General features: G+C 51.8%; 21 protein-coding genes. All 21 read right to left on the bottom strand.

The genetic code is table 11. The features are described from left to right. Positions 1-42: 42 nt before the first annotated feature. A complete protein-coding gene (locus tag E1757_RS11760; RefSeq protein WP_133228003.1) occupies positions 43-264 on the bottom strand; it encodes a YlzJ-like family protein in 222 nt (73 codons plus the stop codon). Next, positions 261-1,025, bottom strand: coding sequence for a ClpP family protease (locus tag E1757_RS11765; protein ID WP_133228005.1), 765 nt, complete (start codon positions 1,023-1,025; stop codon positions 261-263). The genes E1757_RS11760 and E1757_RS11765 overlap by 4 nt, the downstream gene beginning before the upstream one ends. A 227-nt stretch (positions 1,026-1,252) precedes the next feature. Continuing rightward, a complete protein-coding gene (locus tag E1757_RS11770; protein ID WP_133228007.1) occupies positions 1,253-2,929 on the bottom strand; it encodes a ribonuclease J in 1,677 nt (558 codons plus the stop codon). Between the two features lie 273 nt (positions 2,930-3,202). After that, positions 3,203-4,078: a 4-hydroxy-tetrahydrodipicolinate synthase gene (dapA, locus tag E1757_RS11775; protein WP_133228009.1), complete on the bottom strand. Its 876-nt coding sequence runs from the start codon at positions 4,076-4,078 to the stop codon at positions 3,203-3,205. Between the two features lie 41 nt (positions 4,079-4,119). Beyond that, positions 4,120-5,337 carry an aspartate kinase gene (gene dapG, locus E1757_RS11780; RefSeq protein WP_133228010.1) on the bottom strand — a complete coding sequence of 406 codons (1,218 nt, stop codon included), beginning with the start codon at positions 5,335-5,337 and terminating at the stop codon, positions 4,120-4,122. Positions 5,338-5,491: 154 nt separating this feature from the next. Then, the gene (locus tag E1757_RS11785; RefSeq protein ID WP_133228012.1) at positions 5,492-6,532 is read right to left on the bottom strand and encodes an aspartate-semialdehyde dehydrogenase; all 1,041 of its coding nucleotides are present in this window, start codon (positions 6,530-6,532) and stop codon (positions 5,492-5,494) included. Positions 6,533-6,564: 32 nt separating this feature from the next. Then, entirely contained in the window at positions 6,565-7,158 is a 594-nt protein-coding gene (locus E1757_RS11790; protein WP_133228014.1) for a dipicolinate synthase subunit B, read from the bottom strand. Next, positions 7,155-8,054, bottom strand: coding sequence for a dipicolinate synthase subunit DpsA (gene dpsA, locus E1757_RS11795; protein WP_133228016.1), 900 nt, complete (start codon positions 8,052-8,054; stop codon positions 7,155-7,157). Before dpsA ends, E1757_RS11790 begins: the two co-directional genes overlap by 4 nt. 313 nt (positions 8,055-8,367) lie before the next feature. Next, the gene (gene dut, locus E1757_RS11800) at positions 8,368-8,814 is read right to left on the bottom strand and encodes a dUTP diphosphatase (protein ID WP_133228018.1); all 447 of its coding nucleotides are present in this window, start codon (positions 8,812-8,814) and stop codon (positions 8,368-8,370) included. Continuing rightward, the gene (locus E1757_RS11805; protein WP_133228020.1) at positions 8,807-10,057 is read right to left on the bottom strand and encodes a M16 family metallopeptidase; all 1,251 of its coding nucleotides are present in this window, start codon (positions 10,055-10,057) and stop codon (positions 8,807-8,809) included. The genes dut and E1757_RS11805 overlap by 8 nt, the downstream gene beginning before the upstream one ends. 75 nt (positions 10,058-10,132) lie before the next feature. Continuing rightward, on the bottom strand, positions 10,133-11,188 hold the full coding sequence (locus E1757_RS11810; protein WP_246079155.1) for a polysaccharide deacetylase family protein: 1,056 nt from the start codon (positions 11,186-11,188) through the stop codon (positions 10,133-10,135). A gap of 316 nt (positions 11,189-11,504) precedes the next feature. Next, entirely contained in the window at positions 11,505-13,604 is a 2,100-nt protein-coding gene (gene pnp, locus E1757_RS11815) for a polyribonucleotide nucleotidyltransferase (RefSeq protein WP_133228022.1), read from the bottom strand. 339 nt (positions 13,605-13,943) lie between these two features. Then, the gene (gene rpsO, locus E1757_RS11820; protein ID WP_133228024.1) at positions 13,944-14,213 is read right to left on the bottom strand and encodes a 30S ribosomal protein S15; all 270 of its coding nucleotides are present in this window, start codon (positions 14,211-14,213) and stop codon (positions 13,944-13,946) included. Between the two features lie 155 nt (positions 14,214-14,368). Next, the gene (locus E1757_RS11825) at positions 14,369-15,319 is read right to left on the bottom strand and encodes a bifunctional riboflavin kinase/FAD synthetase (RefSeq protein WP_133228026.1); all 951 of its coding nucleotides are present in this window, start codon (positions 15,317-15,319) and stop codon (positions 14,369-14,371) included. Between the two features lie 40 nt (positions 15,320-15,359). Further along, the gene (gene truB / locus E1757_RS11830) at positions 15,360-16,283 is read right to left on the bottom strand and encodes a tRNA pseudouridine(55) synthase TruB (RefSeq protein ID WP_133228028.1); all 924 of its coding nucleotides are present in this window, start codon (positions 16,281-16,283) and stop codon (positions 15,360-15,362) included. Further along, entirely contained in the window at positions 16,280-17,284 is a 1,005-nt protein-coding gene (locus tag E1757_RS11835; RefSeq protein ID WP_133228030.1) for a DHH family phosphoesterase, read from the bottom strand. Before E1757_RS11835 ends, truB begins: the two co-directional genes overlap by 4 nt. Further along, positions 17,281-17,637, bottom strand: coding sequence for a 30S ribosome-binding factor RbfA (gene rbfA, locus E1757_RS11840; protein WP_133228032.1), 357 nt, complete (start codon positions 17,635-17,637; stop codon positions 17,281-17,283). The genes E1757_RS11835 and rbfA overlap by 4 nt, the downstream gene beginning before the upstream one ends. 5 nt (positions 17,638-17,642) lie before the next feature. Beyond that, positions 17,643-20,429, bottom strand: coding sequence for a translation initiation factor IF-2 (infB, locus tag E1757_RS11845; protein ID WP_133228034.1), 2,787 nt, complete (start codon positions 20,427-20,429; stop codon positions 17,643-17,645). Then, on the bottom strand, positions 20,422-20,751 hold the full coding sequence (locus E1757_RS11850) for a YlxQ family RNA-binding protein (protein ID WP_133228036.1): 330 nt from the start codon (positions 20,749-20,751) through the stop codon (positions 20,422-20,424). The genes infB and E1757_RS11850 overlap by 8 nt, the downstream gene beginning before the upstream one ends. Continuing rightward, a complete protein-coding gene (gene rnpM / locus E1757_RS11855) occupies positions 20,738-21,052 on the bottom strand; it encodes an RNase P modulator RnpM (protein ID WP_133228038.1) in 315 nt (104 codons plus the stop codon). The genes E1757_RS11850 and rnpM overlap by 14 nt, the downstream gene beginning before the upstream one ends. A 75-nt stretch (positions 21,053-21,127) precedes the next feature. Continuing rightward, positions 21,128-22,225, bottom strand: a complete 1,098-nt coding sequence (gene nusA / locus E1757_RS11860) for a transcription termination factor NusA (RefSeq protein WP_133228040.1) — start codon at positions 22,223-22,225, stop codon at positions 21,128-21,130. Between the last annotated feature and the right edge of the window lie 18 nt (positions 22,226-22,243).

Raw genomic sequence — 22,243 nt, forward strand, 5'->3', positions numbered from 1 at the left:
TTATACCATACTTTGGGGATAAGCCAAGGAGTGACCTTTGGACTAGATAACCGGTTGAAACTCGATAATTCGTCCGGGGCTGTACTGCGGATTCAAGTAATGCTGCGGGTTGCAGCTTGTAATTCGGATGATGGACGCCTGCGTTGCGTTGATCGGCTGTACCTGCATCGTAATCCCGTTTACGGTTAGCTGGATGCTTGTATCTTCCATTTGCTCGATTCCTTCCAGCACAACTTCCAACGGCAAAACCGTATAGTGAATCATTGGACAAAGCCTCCCGCTGCCGCATTTCTCCGTTCTTCCATGCGCCGGTTCAATTCGCGAATGGCTTCGCCTACACCGCCGATCGCATCGATCAGGCCAAACTTGACCGCATCCACACCGATAACCGTCGTTCCGATATCGCGGGTCAATTCACCGGTTTTGAACATGAGTTCCTTCAGTTTTTCTTCGGTTATCCGGGAATGGCTCATTATAAAACGGAGAACCCGCTCCTGCATTTTATCCAAATACTCGAACGTTTGCGGTACCCCGATCACAAGCCCGTTTAACCGGATCGGATGAATCGTCATGGTAGCCGTTTCGGCGATAATGGAAAAATCCGAAGAGACCGCGATCGGCACACCAATCGAATGTCCCCCGCCCAAAACAAGAGTTACCGTAGGCTTGGACAGGGTCGCGATCATCTCGGCGATAGCGAGTCCCGCTTCCACATCGCCGCCAACCGTGTTCAAAATAATAAAAACACCTTCGATTTTCGGATTTTGCTCTGCAGCGACAAGCTGCGGAATCAAATGCTCGTATTTGGTCGTTTTATTTTGCGGAGGCAGCACCATATGCCCCTCCACCTGTCCAATAATCGTCATGCAAAAAATATTGGATTCGTTTACCGGGACATTCGTCTGGCCCAGCTGTTGTATACTGTCGACCACGGCGCTTCTTTTGCTTTCGTCCACCCCCGGCCCCCCCGGTCCAATTGGTCCCGGCTGATTCGGTTGAGGCTCCTGCTGCCTGTAATTGTTCATCGTATATCCCCCTGATCCTCCATTTTTGACATCACCCCTAGTATGTATCGACATCCCGAAATCATACAAGGATAAACGGCTTAGCCGTTCTCAGGAGACGAGCATCAACCAAAAAAACCGCCCCGAGCAGCGGTAAACGCTCTCTTAGGCGGTTCTTCCTTCGAAATGCCGGTTCATTGACATTTGCTATTGATTAAGGTTTCAAGTTGTCGACTGGTGGTTTTGGATCAAACTTCCATAATGATTGGAAGGATCATAGGTCTTCTTTTGGTTTGTTCATATAAAAATCGTCCAAGTGCATCTTTAACATGGGTTTTTAACGATGCCCATTCGTTTACATTCTCGTTCATCAACCTGTTCAACGTATTGGAAACAATCCGGTTCGCTTCATCCAGCAAGCCTTCCGATTCTCTGACGTACACAAAACCTCTGGAAATAATATCGGGACCGGACAGGATCGTTCCGTCTTCCTTGCTCAATGTAACGACAACGACCAGTATGCCGTCCTGAGACAACAGTTTACGGTCACGAAGCACGATATTGCCGACATCGCCCACGCCCAAACCGTCTATCAATATGTTGCCTGCCGTGACCTTCGAGCCGCGCCGCGCAACGCCGTCCTGGAATTCTACCGTATCGCCGTTATCGACGATAAAAATGTCTTCCTTGGCGATGCCAACGGATTCGGCCAGCAGGCCGTGTTGACGAAGCATCCGATACTCGCCGTGAATAGGGATGAAATATTTCGGCTTCATCATATTCAGCATCAGCTTCAATTCTTCCTGGCTGCCGTGTCCGGATACGTGAACGCCGGTAACCGAGCCCGGTCCGTAAATGACATGCGCACCGATTCGCATCAGCTCGTCAACGGTTCTTCCGACATAGCGTTCGTTGCCCGGAATCGGCGTCGCTGCGATGATCACCGTATCGCCCGGCAGTATATCTACCTTGCGGTGCGTCGATCTAGCCATTCTGGTAAGAGCCGACATCGGCTCGCCTTGGCTGCCCGTCGATAAGATGGCTACCCGATCGGCAGCCAGCTTATTGACTTCCTCCGGCTCGATCAGCATACCGTCAGGTATGTGCAGATAACCGAGCTCGCTAGCAATCGTTACAACATTGACCATGCTCCGTCCGACGACGACCAATTTTCTGCGGGTCGCTTCCGCCGCTTCGATGACCTGCTGAATACGATGAATATTCGATGCGAAGGTTGCTATTATGACCCGCTGCTTCGCCTTCCGGAACACTTCCTCGATCTCTACGCCGACGCTTTTCTCGGAGCCCGTATATCCGGGACGCTCTGCGTTCGTGCTGTCCGACAACAGCGCCAGCACGCCTTTGCTGCCGATTGCCGCCATCCGGTGCAAATCTGCATATTGATCGTTCACGGGCGTTTGGTCGAACTTGAAGTCACCCGTGTGGACCACATTGCCTTCCGGCGTTTCGAGGCATACGCCTACCGAATCAGGGATACTGTGGTTGGTCTTGAAGAACGTAGCCGTCATGCAGCCAAGCGTCAATTCCGACTCCGATGAAATTAAGATTCGTTTTGTATCGCCCAGCAAATTAGCTTCTTTAAGCTTCGTTTCGATCAAGCCAAGCGTAAGCTTCGTTCCGTACACCGGAACATTCAAAAATTTCAATACATACGGAAGACCGCCAATATGGTCCTCGTGGCCGTGTGTAATAATAATACCTCTTACTTTATCCCGGTTCTCCGTTAAATAAGCGATATCCGGTATGACAATGTCAATTCCGAGCATGTCCTCTTCAGGAAATTTTAAACCGCAATCAATAACTACAATATCGTTGCCGTATTGCACAACGTACATATTTTTTCCGATTTCACCCACGCCGCCCAGGGCAAAAATCGAAAGTTTTTCTATATTTTTCTTAGACAATGAAAAATACCTCCTATTTTAAAATTGACGACGAATTTTTGTATGAAGCCAAAGCCAAAACCTATACTAAAACCGCACCAGTCACTTGCCACCATTATACCTGATTAAAAACTACAAACACAAGTTTGTCCGCCTTGATAGGGGTTGTTCCTCTAAAAATAAACGGCTCCGCCGTTCTATAGGGACGAGCGCGTTTGTCAAGGTTGCGCGAAGCAATTTTTAACAACTAAAAAATAAAACCGATGCTGTTGAAAGCACCGATTTTGAGTAAACTCATTCAAACAAGGATGCTATGAATCGTCCTTCTTCTTCGGTTGCATTCATTAAAGGCATTCGCAATCCGCCTACCCGTACGCCTCGTGCATTCAAAGCATACTTAACGGCTGTAGGATTCGGAACACGATGAGGGCATTCAAACAATCCTTTAAACACAGGATGAAGTTTTGCATGAATTTGTGCCGCTTCACGAACATTGCCTTGTAAATAACAGTTTATCATATTTTTCATATCTTTTCCAATCACATGACTGGCTACGCTTACGATGCCGTAACCGCCGATGGCCAACACCGGCAGCGTCATGTTGTCTTCCCCGCTGTAAACCCGGAAGCCTTCGGCCGCTCCGTTAACAATTTGCGTCAGCTGGCCAAGATCCGCACAATCTTTGGTTGCGACGATATTGGGCAGATGCGACAAGCGGATCGTCGTGTCCGCATTGATGTTCACGCCTGTGCGGCTGGGCACATTATACAAAATGCATGGAATCGATACCGATTCCGCCACTGCCTTGTAATGCTGGTACAATCCTTCCTGTGACGGCCGGTTGTAGTAAGGCGCCACAAGCAGCAGCGCGTCCACGCCGAGCTTCTCCGCCTCTTTGGACAAATGAATCGAATGAGCAGTATCGTAGCTTCCCGTACCGGCAATAATTTTGCAGCGGCCGTTGGCATGCTTGACCGCGTAAGCGAACAGCTTCAGCTTCTCCTCCTCCGTCAGCGTCGGCGATTCGCCCGTCGTACCGCATATGACCAAGCTGTCGTTGGCCTGCTCATCAATTAAATAATCCATCAGCTTGCCCACTTGATCCCAGTCCACTTGCAAATTAGCATCAAAAGGCGTAACCATGGCCGCAATCAGTCTTCCGAATTCCACGACAAACTCCTCCTACATTATATATAGCCTTGCATAATCGATTAACTGTGCAGTTGAAACTTTTTGTGCAGCGCACGGACCGCCTTCGCCATATCTTGTCCTTGAATAAGAACCCAAATCGTAGTATTGGAATCCGCCGACTGCAATATATTTATATCTTCCTCCGTCAAAGCTTCGACAATTTGCGCCATAATCCCGGGCACTCCATTCATGCCTCCGCCGATAATGGAAACTTTCGCGCATTGCGAAGCTGTGAGCGGTTTATAGCCAAGTTCGTTTAAAATACGGATTGCCTTTTGCGCCTCATCGTCGAATACGGTATACACGACGCCGGAAGGATTCACGTTAATAAAATCGACGCTGATATGGTTCTGGGCCATCGCCTTGAATACTTTCAGCTGCAGATCGTATACGCCTTCCCCGGCATTAACCCGAATTTGCGTGATCTTGTCGAAATTGGCAATCCCGGTTACAATCCGGTCTTGAATTGATTCATTGCTGTCGTACGTCGTATCCGCCATCGTGACGAGCGTTCCCGGATCCTTGCTGAAAGTAGAGCGGACCCGAATCGGAATCAACGCGTTCATTGCGACTTCAACGGCGCGCGGATGAATCACTTTGGCTCCATAATGAGCCATATTGCATATTTCCATATACGAAACGACAGGCAGTCGTTTGGCATCCGACACAATTCGCGGATCAGCCGTTAAGATGCCGTCCACATCCGTGAAAATATCGACCATTTCGGCCTGTAACGCGGCGCCTAAAGCAGTGGCCGATGTATCGCTCCCGCCCCGTCCCAGGGTTGTCAAATCGCCGTGCGACGTCTGTCCCTGAAAACCGGCAACAATGACAACGTTTCCTTGCTCTAATAAATCGACAATTCGCTGCGGTTGGATAGACATAATTTGAGCGTTGCCGTACTCATCGTTCGTCGTTATTCCCGCCTGCGCGCCTGTCAGTACGGCAGCTTGTATGCCGTTCGAACCGAGCAGGCTGCACAGCGTAGCGGCCGAAATCAGCTCTCCGCAGCACAACAGCATATCTTTCTCTCTTGGCGGCAATTGATTGCCGTTGTTGCGAATCAAATCAAGCAGCGTATCAGTAGCATAGGGCTCGCCTTTTCTTCCCATAGCGGATACGACAACGACTAGCTTGTAGTTTAGCGCCAATGCGTCTTGAATGTGTTCGATGACATGAGCTCTGGCTTCGACAGTGGAAAGGGACGTGCCTCCGAATTTCTGCACGAGAATGTTCATGAGGTCCCCCTTGAAGAACTTTCATCAGAAAGCCTTCGTTCAATAAGCAGTTCCATAATAAACGGCTTCGCCGTTCTTAAGGGCGGCCGCGTTTATCAAGGTTGATTCAGGAAACAAAGCCGGGCTTCCTTATAGGGGAAGCCGGCAGCGGTTGTTACTTTTGTTCGATTGCGATATATTCCGCGATTTGTACGGCGTTCCATGCTGCGCCTTTCAGCAGGTTATCGGAAACGATCCACATATTAAGCGCGCGCGGATTGCTTAGGTCACGGCGTACGCGGCCTACATAAGTGTCCAGCTTGCCTGCCGCTTCCGTCGCCAATGGGTACACCTGCTCGGCCGGGTTATCTTGAAGAACGATGCCCGGTGCGTCGGCGATCAGCTGTTTAGCTTCCTCAACGTCAAAGTCCTGCTTCAATTCGACATAAACCGACTCCGAATGTCCGTATACGACAGGAATGCGGACACAAGTAGCGGTCACTTCAAGCGAATCGTCGCTCATAATTTTTTTTGTTTCGTTGATCATTTTGATCTCTTCATAAGTAAAGCCGTTATCCATAAATTTGTCAATTTGAGGAATAGCGTTGAACGCAATCTGATGCTTGACCGGAAGCGATCCGACAGGCAAAATTTGCGGTTCTGCGTCGTTGCCGGCCAACACTTCGCGGGATTGTCGAAGCATCTCGTCAATGGCGCGGGCTCCTGCACCGGAAACCGCCTGATAGGTGGACACGATAATGCGCGAAATGCCGTAACGGTCATACAGCGGCTTCAACGCTGCAACCATCTGAATGGTCGAGCAGTTCGGATTCGCGATAACGCCTCTATGCTCGCTGATTTTATCGATATTTACCTCTGGAACGACAAGCGGCGTTTCCGGATCCATCCGATATGCGCTTGTGTTATCGATACAAACGGCGCCGTGCCGGACCGCATGCGGAATCAATTCCAGACTCACGCTGCCGCCCGCGCTGAATAAGGCGATGTCGACTCCCTGGAAGCTGTCAGGAGTAGCCGTTTCGACTGTCATTTCCTGTCCTATAAATTGCAGCTTGCTGCCCGCAGAGCGTGCCGAAGACAGCAATTTCAGTTGTTGAATCGGGAAGTTGCGTTCTTCCAACAAACGTAAAATTTGTTCTCCTACTGCACCTGTTGCTCCTACGACAGCAACGTTAAATAATTTTTGATTCGACATTCGTTCGTCTCTCCCCTGTGCAAATTCATTATTTAGTAATTGAACCGCTCGATAACCATCGGTTGAAGCTGCTTCCCTTGAAGCGCCGACTCGCAGGTTTCCAAGATCAGGTCCATACGGGCGACCAACGAATTCGGCTTCGCCGTAGGCGCATCTTGACCGAACGGAACAAAGTATATGTTTTTGGTTATTAGCAGCTTGCTGATGTTCATGGCATTCAGGCCAAGTCCGTCATTCGTGGAAATCGCCAGTACAAGCGGACGCTGGTTGCGCATTTGGGCTTTGGCCGCCATCAATACAGGACTCTCGGTCATCGCGTTCGCAAGCTTGCTTGTCGTATTTCCCGTACATGGCGCAATGACCAGCACATCCAGCAGCTTGGACGGGCCCAGCGGCTCCGCGTCGACGATGGAGGAAATGATATCACTCCCCGTAATGTCTCTCAGCTGCTTCTGCCAATTTTCCGATGTGCCGAAGCGGGTATCCGTTGTAAGTATCGTATAAGAAACGATCGGAACCACGCGGGCTCCGGCATCGACAAAACGCTGTATTTGAGGCATGACCTCTTCAAACGTACAATGCGAACCCGTTAAAGCAAAGCCTACTGTTCTACCCTGCCAATTCATTCCGTACTCCTCCTCTGTGCTAGATCATCAAGAATGATGCCGCTCAAGGTATCGGCGATGATGCGACCGGCTGTTTTCGGCGCAACAATTCCAGGGAGTCCCGGAGCGAGCATTGCTTTGATGCCTCTGCGTTCGGCAAAACGGAAATCCGTTCCTCCGGGTTTGGAAGCCAAGTCAATGATCACTGCACGGTGAGGAATATTGGCAATAATTTGTGCTGTGACTATCATAGACGGAATTGTGTTAAAAAGCAAGTCAATATTCGCCACCTGAGCGTACAAATCCGACGTGTAAAACGGCGTAAACCCCATCTCCCAAGCACGTGCGTAGTACTCCGGCTTGTTCACGCCTACCTTCACGTTTGCGCCGAGTCCTTGCAGACTGCGCGCCACTGTAATTCCCGTTCTGCCGAACCCGAGCACCATCGATTGGGAGCCGTGAATCGTGAAATCCGTATTCTGGATTGCCATCATCAGCGCGCCCTCGGCAGTCGGTATGGAGTTATAAATCGCAACATCGTCACGATCAAACAGTTCGATGAGTTGAATCGAATGCTTGGTACACAAATTACGCAGATATGGCTTTGCCATACCCGTAAAAATTTTGCAATGCTTAGGCAGCGCCTGAATATGCTCCTCCGTCAAGCGCAGTTCGGATGCGGTGAAGATGCTTTCCACGTAGCCTTCATCGTCCGTTCCGACCGCCGGCAAAATGACTGCATCCGTCCCCTCAAGAGTCTCCGGGCTAAGTGTCGCTCTCGTAATACCGCTAAATTGATTTTGCAGGTTGTCGAACCCGATCAGTATAACGGAAGCATCCAGCTCCGAGCATTTATAGATCACCTCAAGCTGCCGGGCATCACCGCCAATCAGAGTCACTTGAAATCCTGTAAGCATTCATTCTCACCTCTTTCTAGTTGCTTTCGATAACTCATCTTATGCTCGCGCCCAAGGATGGGTTACTGTAACGCATAGAAAGGGCTGATGCCGGGAGAGCGGCGAAGCTCCCTAAATTCCTGCCCAAATAAAAAAACCTCTATCGAGGCCTATCCAAGATGAGCGACCGCGATTTAAATGTAGGTTTTCTTGCAATGATAGAAAGCTTCAGCTCCGCTGAAAACTTATACTTTCTATCATTATAAAAAAGCATTTTCCCGGTCAGCCGAAGCCGGCCGGAAAAATGCAACATTCCGCTATGATTTCAATTACTTCATTTGGTGCCCGTATGGCCGAAGCCTCCGGCGCCGCGGTCCGTGTCCGCAAGCTCTTCCACTTCCGCCAGCTGCACCCGCGGCACCACCTGAAACACCATTTGCGCGATTCGCTCATTCCGCTCGATGGCAAACGATTCGGTGCCATGGTTAATGAGCAGCACCTTGACCTCGCCGCGATAATCGGCATCGATCGTCCCCGGCGAATTTAACGCGGTAATGCCATGCTTCAGCGCCAACCCGCTGCGCGGCCGGACCTGGGCTTCCAGCTCCGGCGGCATCGCCAGGGCGAAGCCCGTCGGAATCAGCACCCGCTGGCCCGGATCCAGCCGAACCGGCTCGCCGACGGCCGCATAAAGGTCGAAGCCGCTGGCCAGTAGCGACATTTTTTGCGGCAGCTGGATGTCCTCATTGCCGGGCAGCCGCTTGATTTGCACATTATACAAGTTGATCCCTCCTGAAGCCGTCAATCACATCGTCCTTTTGCCCGACCATCGCCATTGCAAACGGGGATGAAAGCATTTCGTTCGTCAATTCCCGAATATGTTCAAGCTGGACACGCTCTATGCGCTCGATAATTTCGTCAAGGCTGTAATGCCGACCGAGCATAAGCTCGTTTTTACCGAGCCGGTTCATTCGGCTGCTCGTGCTTTCCAGACTCAGGATGAGACTGCCCTTCATCTGCTCCTTGCCTTTTTTCAGCTCCGATTCGGACAAGCCTTCCGTCTTGAGCTCATGCATCATCTCCATCGTCACCTTCAAGACGTCAGCCGTCTGCTTCGGCGCGGTGCCCGTATAAATCGTAAACATCCCGCCATCCTGGTAGGAAGTATGGTACGAGTACACAGAATAAGCCATACCGCGCTTTTCTCTGATTTCCTGAAACAACCGCGAGCTCATTCCCCCGCCGATCGCATTATTCAGCAAAACCATGGCGTACAGCCGGTCGTCCTTGGCCGAAAGGCCCGGCAGCGAAATACAGATATGATTTTGCTCCGTTTTTTTCTGATGATATTCCAAATTTCCGGCAAATGGCGGCGCGGAAAACGAATGCTCGGAGCCTTTATTTTGAAAGCCGCCGAAATGATGTTCCATCAGCTCGATAATCGAATCGTCCACATTGCCCGCAATGGCGATGACCGTATGATCCACCGAATATTGTTCCTTCATATATTGACGCAGCGCATTAGCGTTCATCGCCGACAAGTTTTGTTCGGTGCCGATAATGGTATAGCCCAGCGAATGGTCCTCAAAAGCCGCCTTGGCGATCAGATCGTGCACCATGTCATCCGGTGTATCCTCATACATCGAAATTTCTTCGAAGATGACGTTCTTTTCTTTCTCCAGCTCGGCCGGATCGAAGGTGGAACGGAAAAACATATCCGCCAGCGCTTCGACTGCGATCGGCAAATGCTCATCCAACACTTTGGCATAATAGCAAGTGTATTCCTTCGACGTAAACGCGTTGACATTGCCGCCAATGCCGTCGAACAATTCTGCTATATCTTTGGCGGAATATTGATCCGTCCCCTTGAACAGCATGTGCTCGATAAAATGCGAAATGCCGTTAATGTCCTTGCTTTCGTTACGGGAGCCGGTTTTCACCCAAATCCCGAAGGATACGGAGCGGCAAGTCGGAATAGGTTCCACGATGACCCGCAGCCCATTGTTCAAGGTATATTTATTCAATGAAAGGAGCCTCCTCGGAAAGTCTCGAAAATTTCATATCGACGATTTATGTGTAAAGCCTTATTAATATTACCATTATTGCTCAGCAGACTCAACTTCGGGCACCCGGTTTGTGGAAATAAGCTCGCTAACCGTCCCCAACGACAGCCCTTTCCTTTTGATCGCCTGAATCATGGACTCCAGCGCTTCGCTCGAGGATGCCGTCGGATGCATCAAAATGAGCGAACCCGGCTCCACCCGCATTTCTATTTTACGGACAATGGTGGCGGGCGCCGGTTTTTGCCAGTCCAATGTGTCCAATGTCCACAGGATCGTTTTCAGCTTCAGTTCTCGCGCGATATCGACGGTTGTCTGGTTAAAGTCGCCGGACGGCGGAGCAAACAGTCCGTTATTGACGCCGAGCTCCTTGTCCAGCAGCTGCTGCGTCTTAAAAATTTCGGAATAGGTCTGGTCGCGCGACAATGTGCTCATATTTTTATGGGAATAGGCATGATTGGACATCTCATGGCCTTTATTTTTGATGTCCTGGGCGGTCGGGATATTTTTCTTCAACCAGCTTCCATCGAAAAAGAAGGTGGCGTGTACGTTTTCTTTTTCCAATACGGACAATATTTTGGGTAAATACTCGTTTCCCCATGCCACATTGATCATTAATGAGACCATCGGTTTTGCCGGATTGCCCTTGTAAATCGGATGCGAGCCCAACTGTTCCAAATTGATAGCCGGGGGTATCTCTTTCATGATCAAATGCAGTTGACCCGGCGTTTGCTTCTCCAGGGTGAGGGCCAACGACTTCTCTACGTCAACCTCGACCCCATTATAGCCCGGAATCGCTTTCCAGACTTTATCCAGGCGGGCGTTGACGGGGGCGATTCTGCGCTTCTCCGCTTCCTGCCTGATTTGCTCCTGAAGCTGGACCGCCCGGTCATGCTGACGCCTCCCCCACTCCGTGTTTGCGGCTGCAGCCGTGGATGGAGAGTCCAAATGAAACGGCCCGGATTCCGCAGCATGAGCCGATTGCTGCTCCGCATGCCGAACGAAGGACTTCAAGCTGTCCGAATTTTGCAGCAGCAGCATCACGGAAATAAACAAACAGGTCATGACAACTACCTGAACATGAACATGTTTCATAAGCCTACTCCTGTCGATAGAATCGTATGTCCCATAAATATGCACCGAGGGACAAGATTAGACCAAAACCTGGCCACCCAAAAGTGACGCGAAGCTCTGAAGCATTTTCCGCTAACCCGTGTTCGCTGGGTTTCATCAGGAGTTAAGCAGCTCTTGATCTTACTTTTGGGGGAGCCCCCCGGAGCTGCGAATAAATTCCTAGGTAAAAACAAAAAGAGACAGAAATGCTCTGGCTCTTTGTCTTTGCTTCCATATGAAGTTGGCCTATTAGCGCGCTGCCGGCCCGATAATTCGTCAGGCCGGTGTCGGACCGGTATTATTGCGCCGGCACCTGAGCAGTCAGGACGGCTTTGCGGGACAAATTCACACGGCCCTGCTGGTCGATCTCGGTTACTTTGACCGTAATCGTATCGCCTACCGCTACCACGTCCTCCACTTTCGCTACGCGCTCGGTGGAGAGCTGCGATATATGGACCAATCCTTCCTTGCCGGGTAAAATTTCGACGAACGCGCCGAATTTCTCAACCCGTTTGACCGTACCGAGATACGTTTCGCCAACTACAACTTCCTTCACGATACCTTCGATAATTTGACGCGCCTTTTCGTTCATCTCCTGATTGGAGGAAGCGATAAAAACGCGGCCATCCTGCTCGATATCGATTTTCACGCCTGTTTCCTCGATGATTTTGTTGATAATTTTGCCGCCGGCACCAATGACGTCGCGGATTTTGTCCGGATTGATATGCATCGTAATAATTTTTGGCGCATAGGGCGACAGCTGCGACTTCGGCTCCTGGATGCGCTCCATCATTTTTCCGAGGATATGCATCCGGCCTTTTTTCGCCTGCTCGAGCGCCTGCGTCAAGATAGCACGGTCGATTCCGTCAATTTTGATGTCCATTTGCAAGGCGGTGACGCCGGCAGCGGTTCCTGCCACTTTAAAATCCATATCGCCCAAATGGTCTTCCATGCCTTGAATATCGGTCAAAATGGAGAAATGCTCGCCGTCCTTGATTAGCCCCATGGCAACCCCGGCAACCGGCGCTTTAATCGGAACCCCCGCATCCATCATCGCCAGTGTGCTGGCGCAAATGCTTGCCTGGGAAGTGGAGCCGTTCGATTCCAACACCTCGGATACGAGGCGGATCGTGTAAGGGAAGTCGGTCTCCGACGGTATTACCGGCTCCAATGCGCGTTCGCCCAATGCGCCGTGACCGATCTCGCGGCGGCCCGGAGGACGCAATGGTCTCGCTTCACCGACACTGAACGGCGGGAAGTTGTAATGATGCATGAACCGTTTGGTCTCTTCCAAATCGATCCCGTCCAATATTTGAACGTCACCCAACGCTCCCAGCGTACAAACGCTTAATGCCTGCGTCTGGCCGCGGGTGAACAATCCGGAGCCATGCGTGCGCGGCAGCAGCGTAATATCGCATTCAATCGGACGAATTTCGTCCAAGCCGCGGCCATCCGGTCTAACTTTATCATGAGTGATGAGACGGCGCACTTCTTCCTTGACGATATCGTACAGCGTTTCTTTTACATCGGCCAGCTTTTCCGGCGTTTCGGCATATATTTCTTTGAAATATTCGACCGTTTCCTCATTAGCCGCATCGATCGCATCCTGGCGGGCATGCTTTTCAGCGATTTTCACCGCTTCGACCAAACGCTCTTGAGCATACGCACGGACGGCGCGGCTTACCTCTTCATCAACGCTATGTAAAATAACTTCCATTTTAGGCCTGCCGACCTCTTGGACGAGCTGTTCCTGAATGGCGACAATTTTCCTGATCTCGTCATGTCCGAACATGATTGCCTCAAGCATAACCTCTTCCGGAACTTCGTCAGCGCCGGCTTCCACCATCATGATGGCATCTTTCGTACCCGCCACAACAAGATGAATATCGCTCTTATCCGCCTGCTCCAGCGTCGGATTAACTACGAATTGACCGTCTACGCGGCCCACAATAACGCCTCCGACCGGTCCGTTGAACGGTACGTCCGAGATGCTCAGCGCTGCCGAAACTCCGATCATTGCGGCAATCTCCGGCGAGCATTCCTGATCTACGCTCATGACGATCGCGACGACCTGAACATCGTTGCGGAAGCCTTCCGGAAACAATGGGCGAATCGGGCGGTCGGTCAAACGGCTCGCCAAAATCGCTTTTTCGCTGGGACGCCCTTCGCGCTTAATAAAGCCTCCGGGAATTTTCCCTACCGAGTATAGACGCTCTTCATAATTAACGGTCAGCGGAAAGAAATCGAGGTCTTTCGGACCCGGTGATGCGGTTACGGTACATAGCACTACAGTATCGCCGTAGCGGGCAGTGACCGCTCCGTTCGCTTGCTTGGCCAAACGCCCTGTTTCAAGAATAAACGGGCGTCCGCCTAAATCCATCTGAACTCTGTTTTCCATAAAAACCTCCTGATTGTTATCTTTAAGGAACCCTTGTGCTAAGCATTCCTAAAATCAATGTAAGCGAGCAATGATCTACATATCAGTTCTGCATACTGCCTAGTATTTCCTTCTTTATAGGAAATAAATCTCTCGATTCCAGAAACGATGAAATTATACATACCAGGATATACAGGTCCGCCGTCCTTAGAGGACAGGCGCGTTTGTCAAGGTTGTGCGAAGCAAAGTATAGCAACTTATACTTTCTGTACAACCGAAAAAGCAACCGCGTTATGTGCCGTCGAGCCCAGCGGACCCGAACGACAGACAACCATGGTTGCTCTTTTGCAGCTAATCCTATTAACGACGCAGTCCCAGCTTGGCGATCAAGGCGCTGTAACGGCTGACGTCTTTGTTTTTCAAATAAGTTAACAGCTTGCGGCGTTGGCCTACCATTTTCAAAAGACCGCGGCGGGAATGATGATCCTTCTTGTGAGTCTTCAGATGGTCGGTCAGGTTCACGATGTTCTCGGTAAGAATCGCGACTTGCACTTCCGGTGATCCTGTATCGGATTCATGCGTTCTGTGCGTTTGGATCAGTTCTTGTTTACGTTCTTGTGTCAATGCCATTGTAAATCCCTCCATAATAATAAGTTATCCCCAAAAGCCCAGAGATCGTCGGAGCGTCGATTCCCCATGCTTTGGTTCGGATGCCGGCATTTCACCGACAACGTTGTTCAGTATACCATAGTCCGGTAAGAAAAGTAAAATCATAGTACGATAAATTATTTCTGCATTGCTTGCAAAATCGATCGGGCCTCGTCGGCATCGCGGTGAATTTGCGCAACGAGCTCCTGCACGCCGGAAAATTTGCGCTCGGCGCGAAGGTAGCGGATAAATTCCACCGATACGGTTTCGCCGTAAATCGTTTCGGAAAAATCGAACAGATGCGCTTCCAGCGTCGGCTGCTCCAATTCCGTTTCAAAGGTCGGTTTTTTCCCCACATTCATTACACCGTCGTACAGATGGCCCTGAACGGACACCCGTACCGCATACACCCCTATCGCAGGGATTAAGAACGGATCCTGTACATCGATGTTCGCCGTCGGAAATCCGATCGTCTTGCCTCTGCCGTCTCCGGTGACGACAATCCCGTTCAATGAATAAGGACGGCCCAGCAGGGCGTTCGCCTGTTCCAGCTCGCCGGACAGCAGATGATCGCGCACCCGCGTGCTGCTGACTTTGCTGCCGCTTTGGTGGAACGGCCGAATCACTTCGACGGCAAACCGCCCCTGCGCCAATTCGCATAACGTATCCGGGTCTCCCGCTCCGCGGTAGCCGAACCTGAAATCGAAGCCGACGATGACCGTGTTCACCTTCATCGGCACCAGCACGTTTTCGACGAACTCCGCCGGCGTCAGCATCATCAGCTGTTGATTGAATGAGACAATATACGTATTATTAACGCCCAATTCGGCCATCAGCCTTTTTTTCTGCTCGACCGGAGTCAGGAGCTTTATATATTTGCATTGTCCCAGCACTTCCCGCGGATGCGGGTTGAAGGTCATGATCGAAGCGGGGATACCAAGCTCCCCGGCTGTTTGAATTGCCCGCCGGATCACTTCCTGATGGCCCAGATGGACTCCGTCAAAATCCCCGATTGCGATCACTTGAGGCACCATGGCCGAAAGATTCGTTTGCCGGGCGATCGGGTATATTAGCTCTAGCGATTGCATGAATTCTATGTTCACCTACAATTCTTTGGACGACAGCCTGCTAAGAGAACACTTTGACCGGTTGAAGCTCCGAGCGGCTGGGCTCCCATTGAAAAATTCCGATAAATTGATTGCTTGGAGAATACGCAGTGCATAATTGATCATGAATCAGCCGCTTTTGTTCCTCCGATGGCGCAAACGGAAGCTTCTGACCCAGAAGTGCTCTGCGGGCCTGCTCCTCGTTCAAATCGATCGAAGGCAAGTGGGCCAGCGCTCGCTCGGGAGGAACCAGCTTGTCCGCTAACGTCCCCGCCAGCTGCGCTTCTTCAATCTGTTCGAGCGTCAAGCATTGCTCGGGACCGATGCTTCCGGTCGTAGTACGCACCAGCTCCGACATGACGGCGGGAACCCCCAACGATTTGCCGATATCGACGCATAGCGTACGGATATAAGTGCCCTTCGAGCACAGGACGCGGAAGCGGATTTCCGGAAAAGCCAGATCCAGCTCCATGCGGAGGATATCGATTCGGTGAATCGTCACCTTTCTCGCCTTCCGCTCGACCTCAATCCCCTGCCGCGCCAGCTCGTACAAACGTTTGCCTTCGACTTTAACGGCCGAATACATCGGCGGCACCTGCTCGATTTCGCCAACAAAGGAAGATATGGCTTTCTCTACCTGCTCAGGCGTTGGATGAATGTCGTTCACCCGCGCGATTATTTGTCCCCCCGCATCTTCGGTATCCGTGGCGATACCGAGCTGCAGCGTAGCCTCATAAGCTTTGGGGAGCTCCTGAATATATTCCACGAGGCGCGTAGCTCGTCCGAGACATAACGGCAGCACGCCCGTTACTTCCGGATCCAGCGTGCCGGTATGACCGATCCGTTTCATCCGAAGGATGCGCCGCACCTTGGCTACGACATCGTGGGATGTAAAGCCCTTAGGCTTCCAGACAGGGAGAATGCCTTCATACGAATGTTGTGTCATGCCAATGCTTTACCTACTTCCTCGACGACCTGTTGAATCGCCTGCTCCAGCGTGCCGCGCACTGCACAGCCGGCAGCGCGCACATGACCGCCTCCGCCAAAAGCTTGGGCGACTCGCGACACATCCACTTTTCCGGCGGAACGAAGACTGACCTTGACCAAGCCGGCTTCTCTTTGTTTAAACAACAGGCCCACCTCGACGCCTTCAACATTGCGCGGATAATTGACCAGTCCGTCCAAATCGTCGCTTGACGCGCCGCTGGCGGCTAAATCGTCCATCGACACCGACAGCCAGGCGACTTGATTGCGATGCGCAAAAGCGAGCGTGTTCAAGCTGAGCTTTATGATCGAAACCTGCGGATAAGACAGCTTTTCCAGTAAGCGCTCGGCCAGCTCGTGGCCTTTGACCCCGCGCTTCAACAGGTCTGCGGCGATATGCATCACCTTGGCGGATGTATTCGCATAGCGAAAGCCGCCTGTGTCGGTCAGCAAACCGGAGTAAATACAGACGTTCAACTCATGGGTAAAAGGAACGGCCATATGAACGGCCAGATCGTACAGCACTTCCACCGTTGCCGCCGCCTCCGCTACCACCAGATTAGCGTCGCCGAACCTGTCGTTGGTCGCATGATGGTCGATATTGAGCAGTCTGGCCTTTTCGGCAAACAGCTTGTTGACGGCTCCGATTCTGGAAAAATCCGCGCAATCCACACTGATAACGGTGCGGAAGGAAGGCAGGGAATCGGGCATATCCGTATAGTTCAATATAGTAAGCCGACCATCTGCCATATACATATACTTATCCGGCATAGGTCCTTCATTAATCAATGTAAACCGTTTGCCGAGAGCGTTTAGAATCCACGCGGCCGCAAATGTGGACCCGGCGGCGTCCCCATCCGGCTGGATGTGGGACACGACCAGGAAATCATCGTTGTTGCGGATAAACTGAGCCGCTTGCTCAAGCTCGACTGCATAAGCATCGGAATGAGCGGTGAACGTCATAGCTCGGCGTTCTCCCGGTTCACCTGATCCAGCAGGCGTTCGATTTTCGTACCATAGTCGATGGAGGCGTCGAAATGAAATAGCAGCTCCGGCACTTTGCGCAGCCGGATGCGTTTGCCCAACTCCGAGCGGATAAATCCGCTGCCGCGGCCGAGCGCTTTTAGCGTTTCTTCCTTCTGCTCGTCCGTTCCCATCACACTAAGGAAAATTTTCGCCTGCGACAGATCATTCGTAACGTCGACACCGGTAACGGTAATAAATCCGATTCGCGGGTCTTTCAGCTCCGACTGAATAATTTGGCTCAGTTCTTTCTTAATCTGCTCGCCCACTCTACCTACGCGAACTCGCGCCATTCAGATCACCTCTCAACAGTTTCCATAATGAAGGCTTCAATGATGTCGCCCTCTTTAATATCGTTGAATTTATCCAGAGATATACCGCACTCGTAGCCTTGCGCTACTTCCTTCGCGTCATCCTTGAACCGCTTCAGCGAGTCGATATTGCCCTCGAACACAACGATACCTTCGCGGATCAGGCGCATTTGGGCGTTCCGTGCGATTTTCCCGGAGGTAACCATGCATCCGGCGATAACCCCGATTTTGGAAACTTTGAAAATGTTCCGAACCTCCGCCTGACCGATGACTTTCTCTTTGTAAACCGGATCCAGCATCCCTTTCATCGCATGTTCGATTTCCTCGATCACTTTGTAAATGATGCTGTGCAGACGGATGTCCACTTTTTCCTGTTCTGCCGTATTTTTCGCTTGCGGCTCGGGACGGACGTTAAAGCCGATCACGATCGCGTTGGAAGCGGAAGCCAGGATAACGTCGGATTCCGTTATCGCTCCTACGCCGTGATGCAATATTTTAACGCGCACGCCTTCAATGTCAATTTTTTCCAAGGAACCGCGCAGTGCTTCTACCGAACCTTGAACGTCGCCTTTAATGATTACGTTCAAGTCTTTGATTTCCCCGTCTTTGATATGCTTATACAAATCGTCGAGCGTGACGCGCACGTTCGCGCCCATCTCCGATTCGCGCAATGTGACGGCGCGTTTTTCGGCAATCGCTCTGGCCTTGCGCTCATCCTCGAAGCAAATGAACGGATCTCCAGCCTGCGGCACCTCGGTCAAACCGGTAATTTCGACCGGAGTGGAAGGCCCCGCTTCCTTAAGCTTTTTGCCCTTGTCGTTCATCATTGCGCGCACGCGGCCGAAGCATACGCCCGCAACGAAGCTGTCGCCGACCTTCAGCGTACCGTGCTGAATCAGAATACGGGCAACCGGCCCTTTACCTTTGTCCAGCTCGGCCTCGATCACCGTACCTCTGGCGCGTTTATTCGGATTCGCCTTAAATTCCTGTACTTCCGCGACAAGCAGAATCATATCGAGCAGGTTTTCAAGCCCGATCCGCTGTTTGGCGGAAATGTTGCAGAATATCGTATCGCCGCCCCATTCCTCGGGAACCAATTCGTACTCGGTAAGTGCCTGTTTGATTCTGTCCGGATCGGCGCCTTCTTTATCGACCTTGTTCACGGCTACGATAATCGGCACCTTGGCAGCTTTCGCGTGATTGATCGCCTCGACGGTTTGCGGCATAACGCCGTCGTCCGCCGCCACCACGATAATCGTAATATCCGTTACCTGCGCGCCGCGGGCACGCATCGAAGTAAACGCTTCGTGGCCCGGCGTATCCAGGAACGTAATCTTTTTGTTATGCACTTCAACCTGATATGCGCCGATATGCTGGGTAATTCCCCCCGCTTCGCCTTCGGTTACGTTCGTTTTGCGGATTGCGTCCAACAGCGTCGTTTTACCGTGGTCAACGTGACCCATAATGGTAACGACCGGCGGACGTTCCAGCAAATCCTCATCTTCGTCCTTCTCTTCGAACTGCTCGAACTTGTCTTCCTCGACCGGAATTTTCAATTCGACCTCGACATTGTAATCGCCGGCCAACAGCTGGATCGCATCGAGATCGAGCTCCTGGTTGATCGTGGCCATAACACCGAGGAACAGCAGCTTCTTGATTACTTCGGAAGCGTCTTTATGCAGCGCCTTCGCCGTTTCGCCAACGGTCATCGTGCCGCGCACAATAATTTTTTTAGGCGTATTGTCGATTTTTTCTTTTTTAACCGGCTCCTGCTGGTATCGGCCTCTTTGATTGCCTCTGTTGTTGCCTCTGTTGTTGTTTCTATTGTTCTGCATCCCTCTGGATGAGCTGAACTTGTTGTCGTCGAACCGTTTTTCGTTCGGTTTCGTTTTCTTCGTCGTTTTGCCGCTGGCTGCAGCTGCGGTATCTTGATCGTTTTCTGCCGCCGCATTAGGTCTAGGATTCACGCCTACCGACTTATTAAACGTGTTGGAACCGCCGTTGTTTCGTTGCTCGAACGGCTTGCGCTCGAATGAGCCCTGACCTTGCGGACGGCCCGATCTTTGATCGCCGGGACGGCTTCCGCTTCCGCCTTGGCCGCCCCCGCGGTTGGCTTGACCTTGGTTATACCCGCCGGGACGATTTTGTCCGCCGCCCTGATAGCCGCCTTGGCCGCCCTGACCGCTGCGCTGTTGGCCGCCTTGACCTCCTTGGCCGCTGCGCGGCTGCCCGCCTTGGCCTCCTTGGCCGCCTTGACCGCTGCGCTGCTGGTACCCGCCTTGGCCGCCGCCCTGATAGCCGCTTCCGCTGCGCTGCTGCGTGCCTTGACCTTGCGGCCTGCGGAACTGATCCTGCTGCCCGCGGTTGCCTCCGCCTTGACCGCCATGCTGCCGGTCATGACCGGACCTTTGCTGGCCTTGACCGCCGCCGGATGCATGGCTCTGCTGCGAGCCTGCCGGTCTCGGCGCAGCCGCTTGCGCAGGCTTCTCCGCCTCCGGTTTCGCTTGCCCTGCGGCTTCCTTGGCCACCGTGCTTACCGCGCTGTTGGAGCTTCCGCTCTCACTGCCGCTGCGCTTGGCCGCCGCGTTGGCTTTAACATCTTTAAAAAATTTCTCTACACTATCCACCGTATCGTTCTCCATTACGCTCATATGATTGTTAACCGGGATGCCCAGCCTTTTTAATATCGTAATAATCTCTTTGCTGCTCATATTTAAGGACTTCGCGTATTCGTAGACTCTTAGTTTATCTTTACTGTTGTCTTGTTTACTCAATACTGTCCACCTCCGTACGATTTTCCAGACTTTTCTTCAGCATTTTCGCAAACCCCGAATCGGTGACCGCAATCACGACCCTCGATTCCTTGCCGATGCTTGCTCCCAACTGTTCACGGCTGCCGTACTGATGTAGGGGAACCTGATAAGTGCTGCATTTATCTCCTACTTTTTTGCTTGTATTCAACGCAGCGTCAGTCGCCACGATCACCAGCTTCGCCTCGCCTCTGCGCACGGCGTCGATAACGGACTCTTCGCCGGTAATCAGCTTGCCCGCCCGCATAGCCATGCCCAGGTTATTATAAAAATTATTTTTCATCATCCACCGCCGCTTCCTTGCCGGCAATAAATTCATCTTCCACTTTTATAAAATCTTGCTCCAAAGCGTCATAGATGTCCGGGCTTACCGGCTGCTTTAAGGCGCGGTCGAGCGCCTTGCTCTTTTTCGCCAGCCTGAAGCAGGACAGCTTGCCGCACAGATAAGCGCCGCGCCCCGCTTTTTTGCCGGTCAAATCGATCAGCATCTCGTCATTCGGCGTTTTGACGACACGGATCAATTCTCTTTTCGGCATCATTTGCTGGCATGCCACGCATTTACGAAGCGGGATTTTTCTTTGTTTCATCCGTGATCACCTCCGGTGCAACGCAATCGCACAGCGAATAGGTCGTCGCCCACTACCTGCTCAGGCTGCCCGAAGTCAATCGATACTGATCGAATCCTGATGCATTTCTTCGGTATATGTCCTGGGACGGCCGTATTCCTGCTCAGCCTGCGTCTCGCTTTTAATATCGATCTTCCAGCCGGTCAGCTTGGCGGCCAACCGGGCGTTCTGTCCCTTGATTCCAATCGCCAGGGAAAGCTGGTAATCGGGCACGATCACCCGCGCCATTTTCTCGGCTTCAAACACATTTACTTCCAGCACCTTGGAAGGGCTTAGCGCATTCGCCACGTATACGTCGACCTGATCGATCCAGCGCACAATATCGATTTTCTCGCCTTTCAGCTCGCCCACGATCGTTTGCACGCGCATCCCTTTCGGTCCTACGCATGAGCCGACCGGATCGACCTCGGGGTTGCGGGAATAGACGGCAATTTTGGAACGGAAGCCGGCTTCTCTGGCGACGGACCGGATTTCAACGACACCGTCGAAAATTTCCGGCACTTCCAGCTCAAACAGCCGCTTCAGCAAGCCCGGATGCGTACGCGACAAAATAATTTGCGGACCCTTGGTCGTATTTTCCACTTTCGTGATGTACGCCTTGACCCGGTCTCCTTGTTTAAATTTGTCCGTCGGCATCAGCTCGGTCAACGGCAGCGCCGCTTCGATCTTCCCTAAATCGATATAAATGTTGCGCACATCCTGACGCTGAACGATACCGGTCACGATATCTTCTTCCTTGTCGACGAATGCGTTGTAGATTAGTCCGCGCTCCGCTTCGCGAATGCGCTGTGTCACGACCTGCTTCGCCGTTTGCGCCGCGATCCGCCCGAAATCGCGAGGCGTCACTTCAATCTCGACGATATCGTTCAATTGGTAGTTGGCGTTGATTTCGCGCGAAGCGTCCAGCGAAATTTCAAGGCGCGGATCCAATACATCGTCCACCACCGTCTTGCGCGCATAAACCTTGATCAGTCCGGTGTGACGGTTAATGTCGACACGAACGTTCTGAGCCGTGTTGAAATTGCGCTTGTAGCTCGAAATCAGCGCGGCTTCAATCGCATCGATCAACACTTCTTTGGCGATCCCTTTCTCCCTTTCAATTTCCGACAGTGCTTCAATAAAATCCATATTCATTTGAACGGAGTTCCCCCT

The organism is Paenibacillus piri (assembly GCF_004354045.1).
Taxonomy (GTDB): Bacteria; Bacillota; Bacilli; order Paenibacillales; family NBRC-103111; genus Paenibacillus_S; species Paenibacillus_S piri.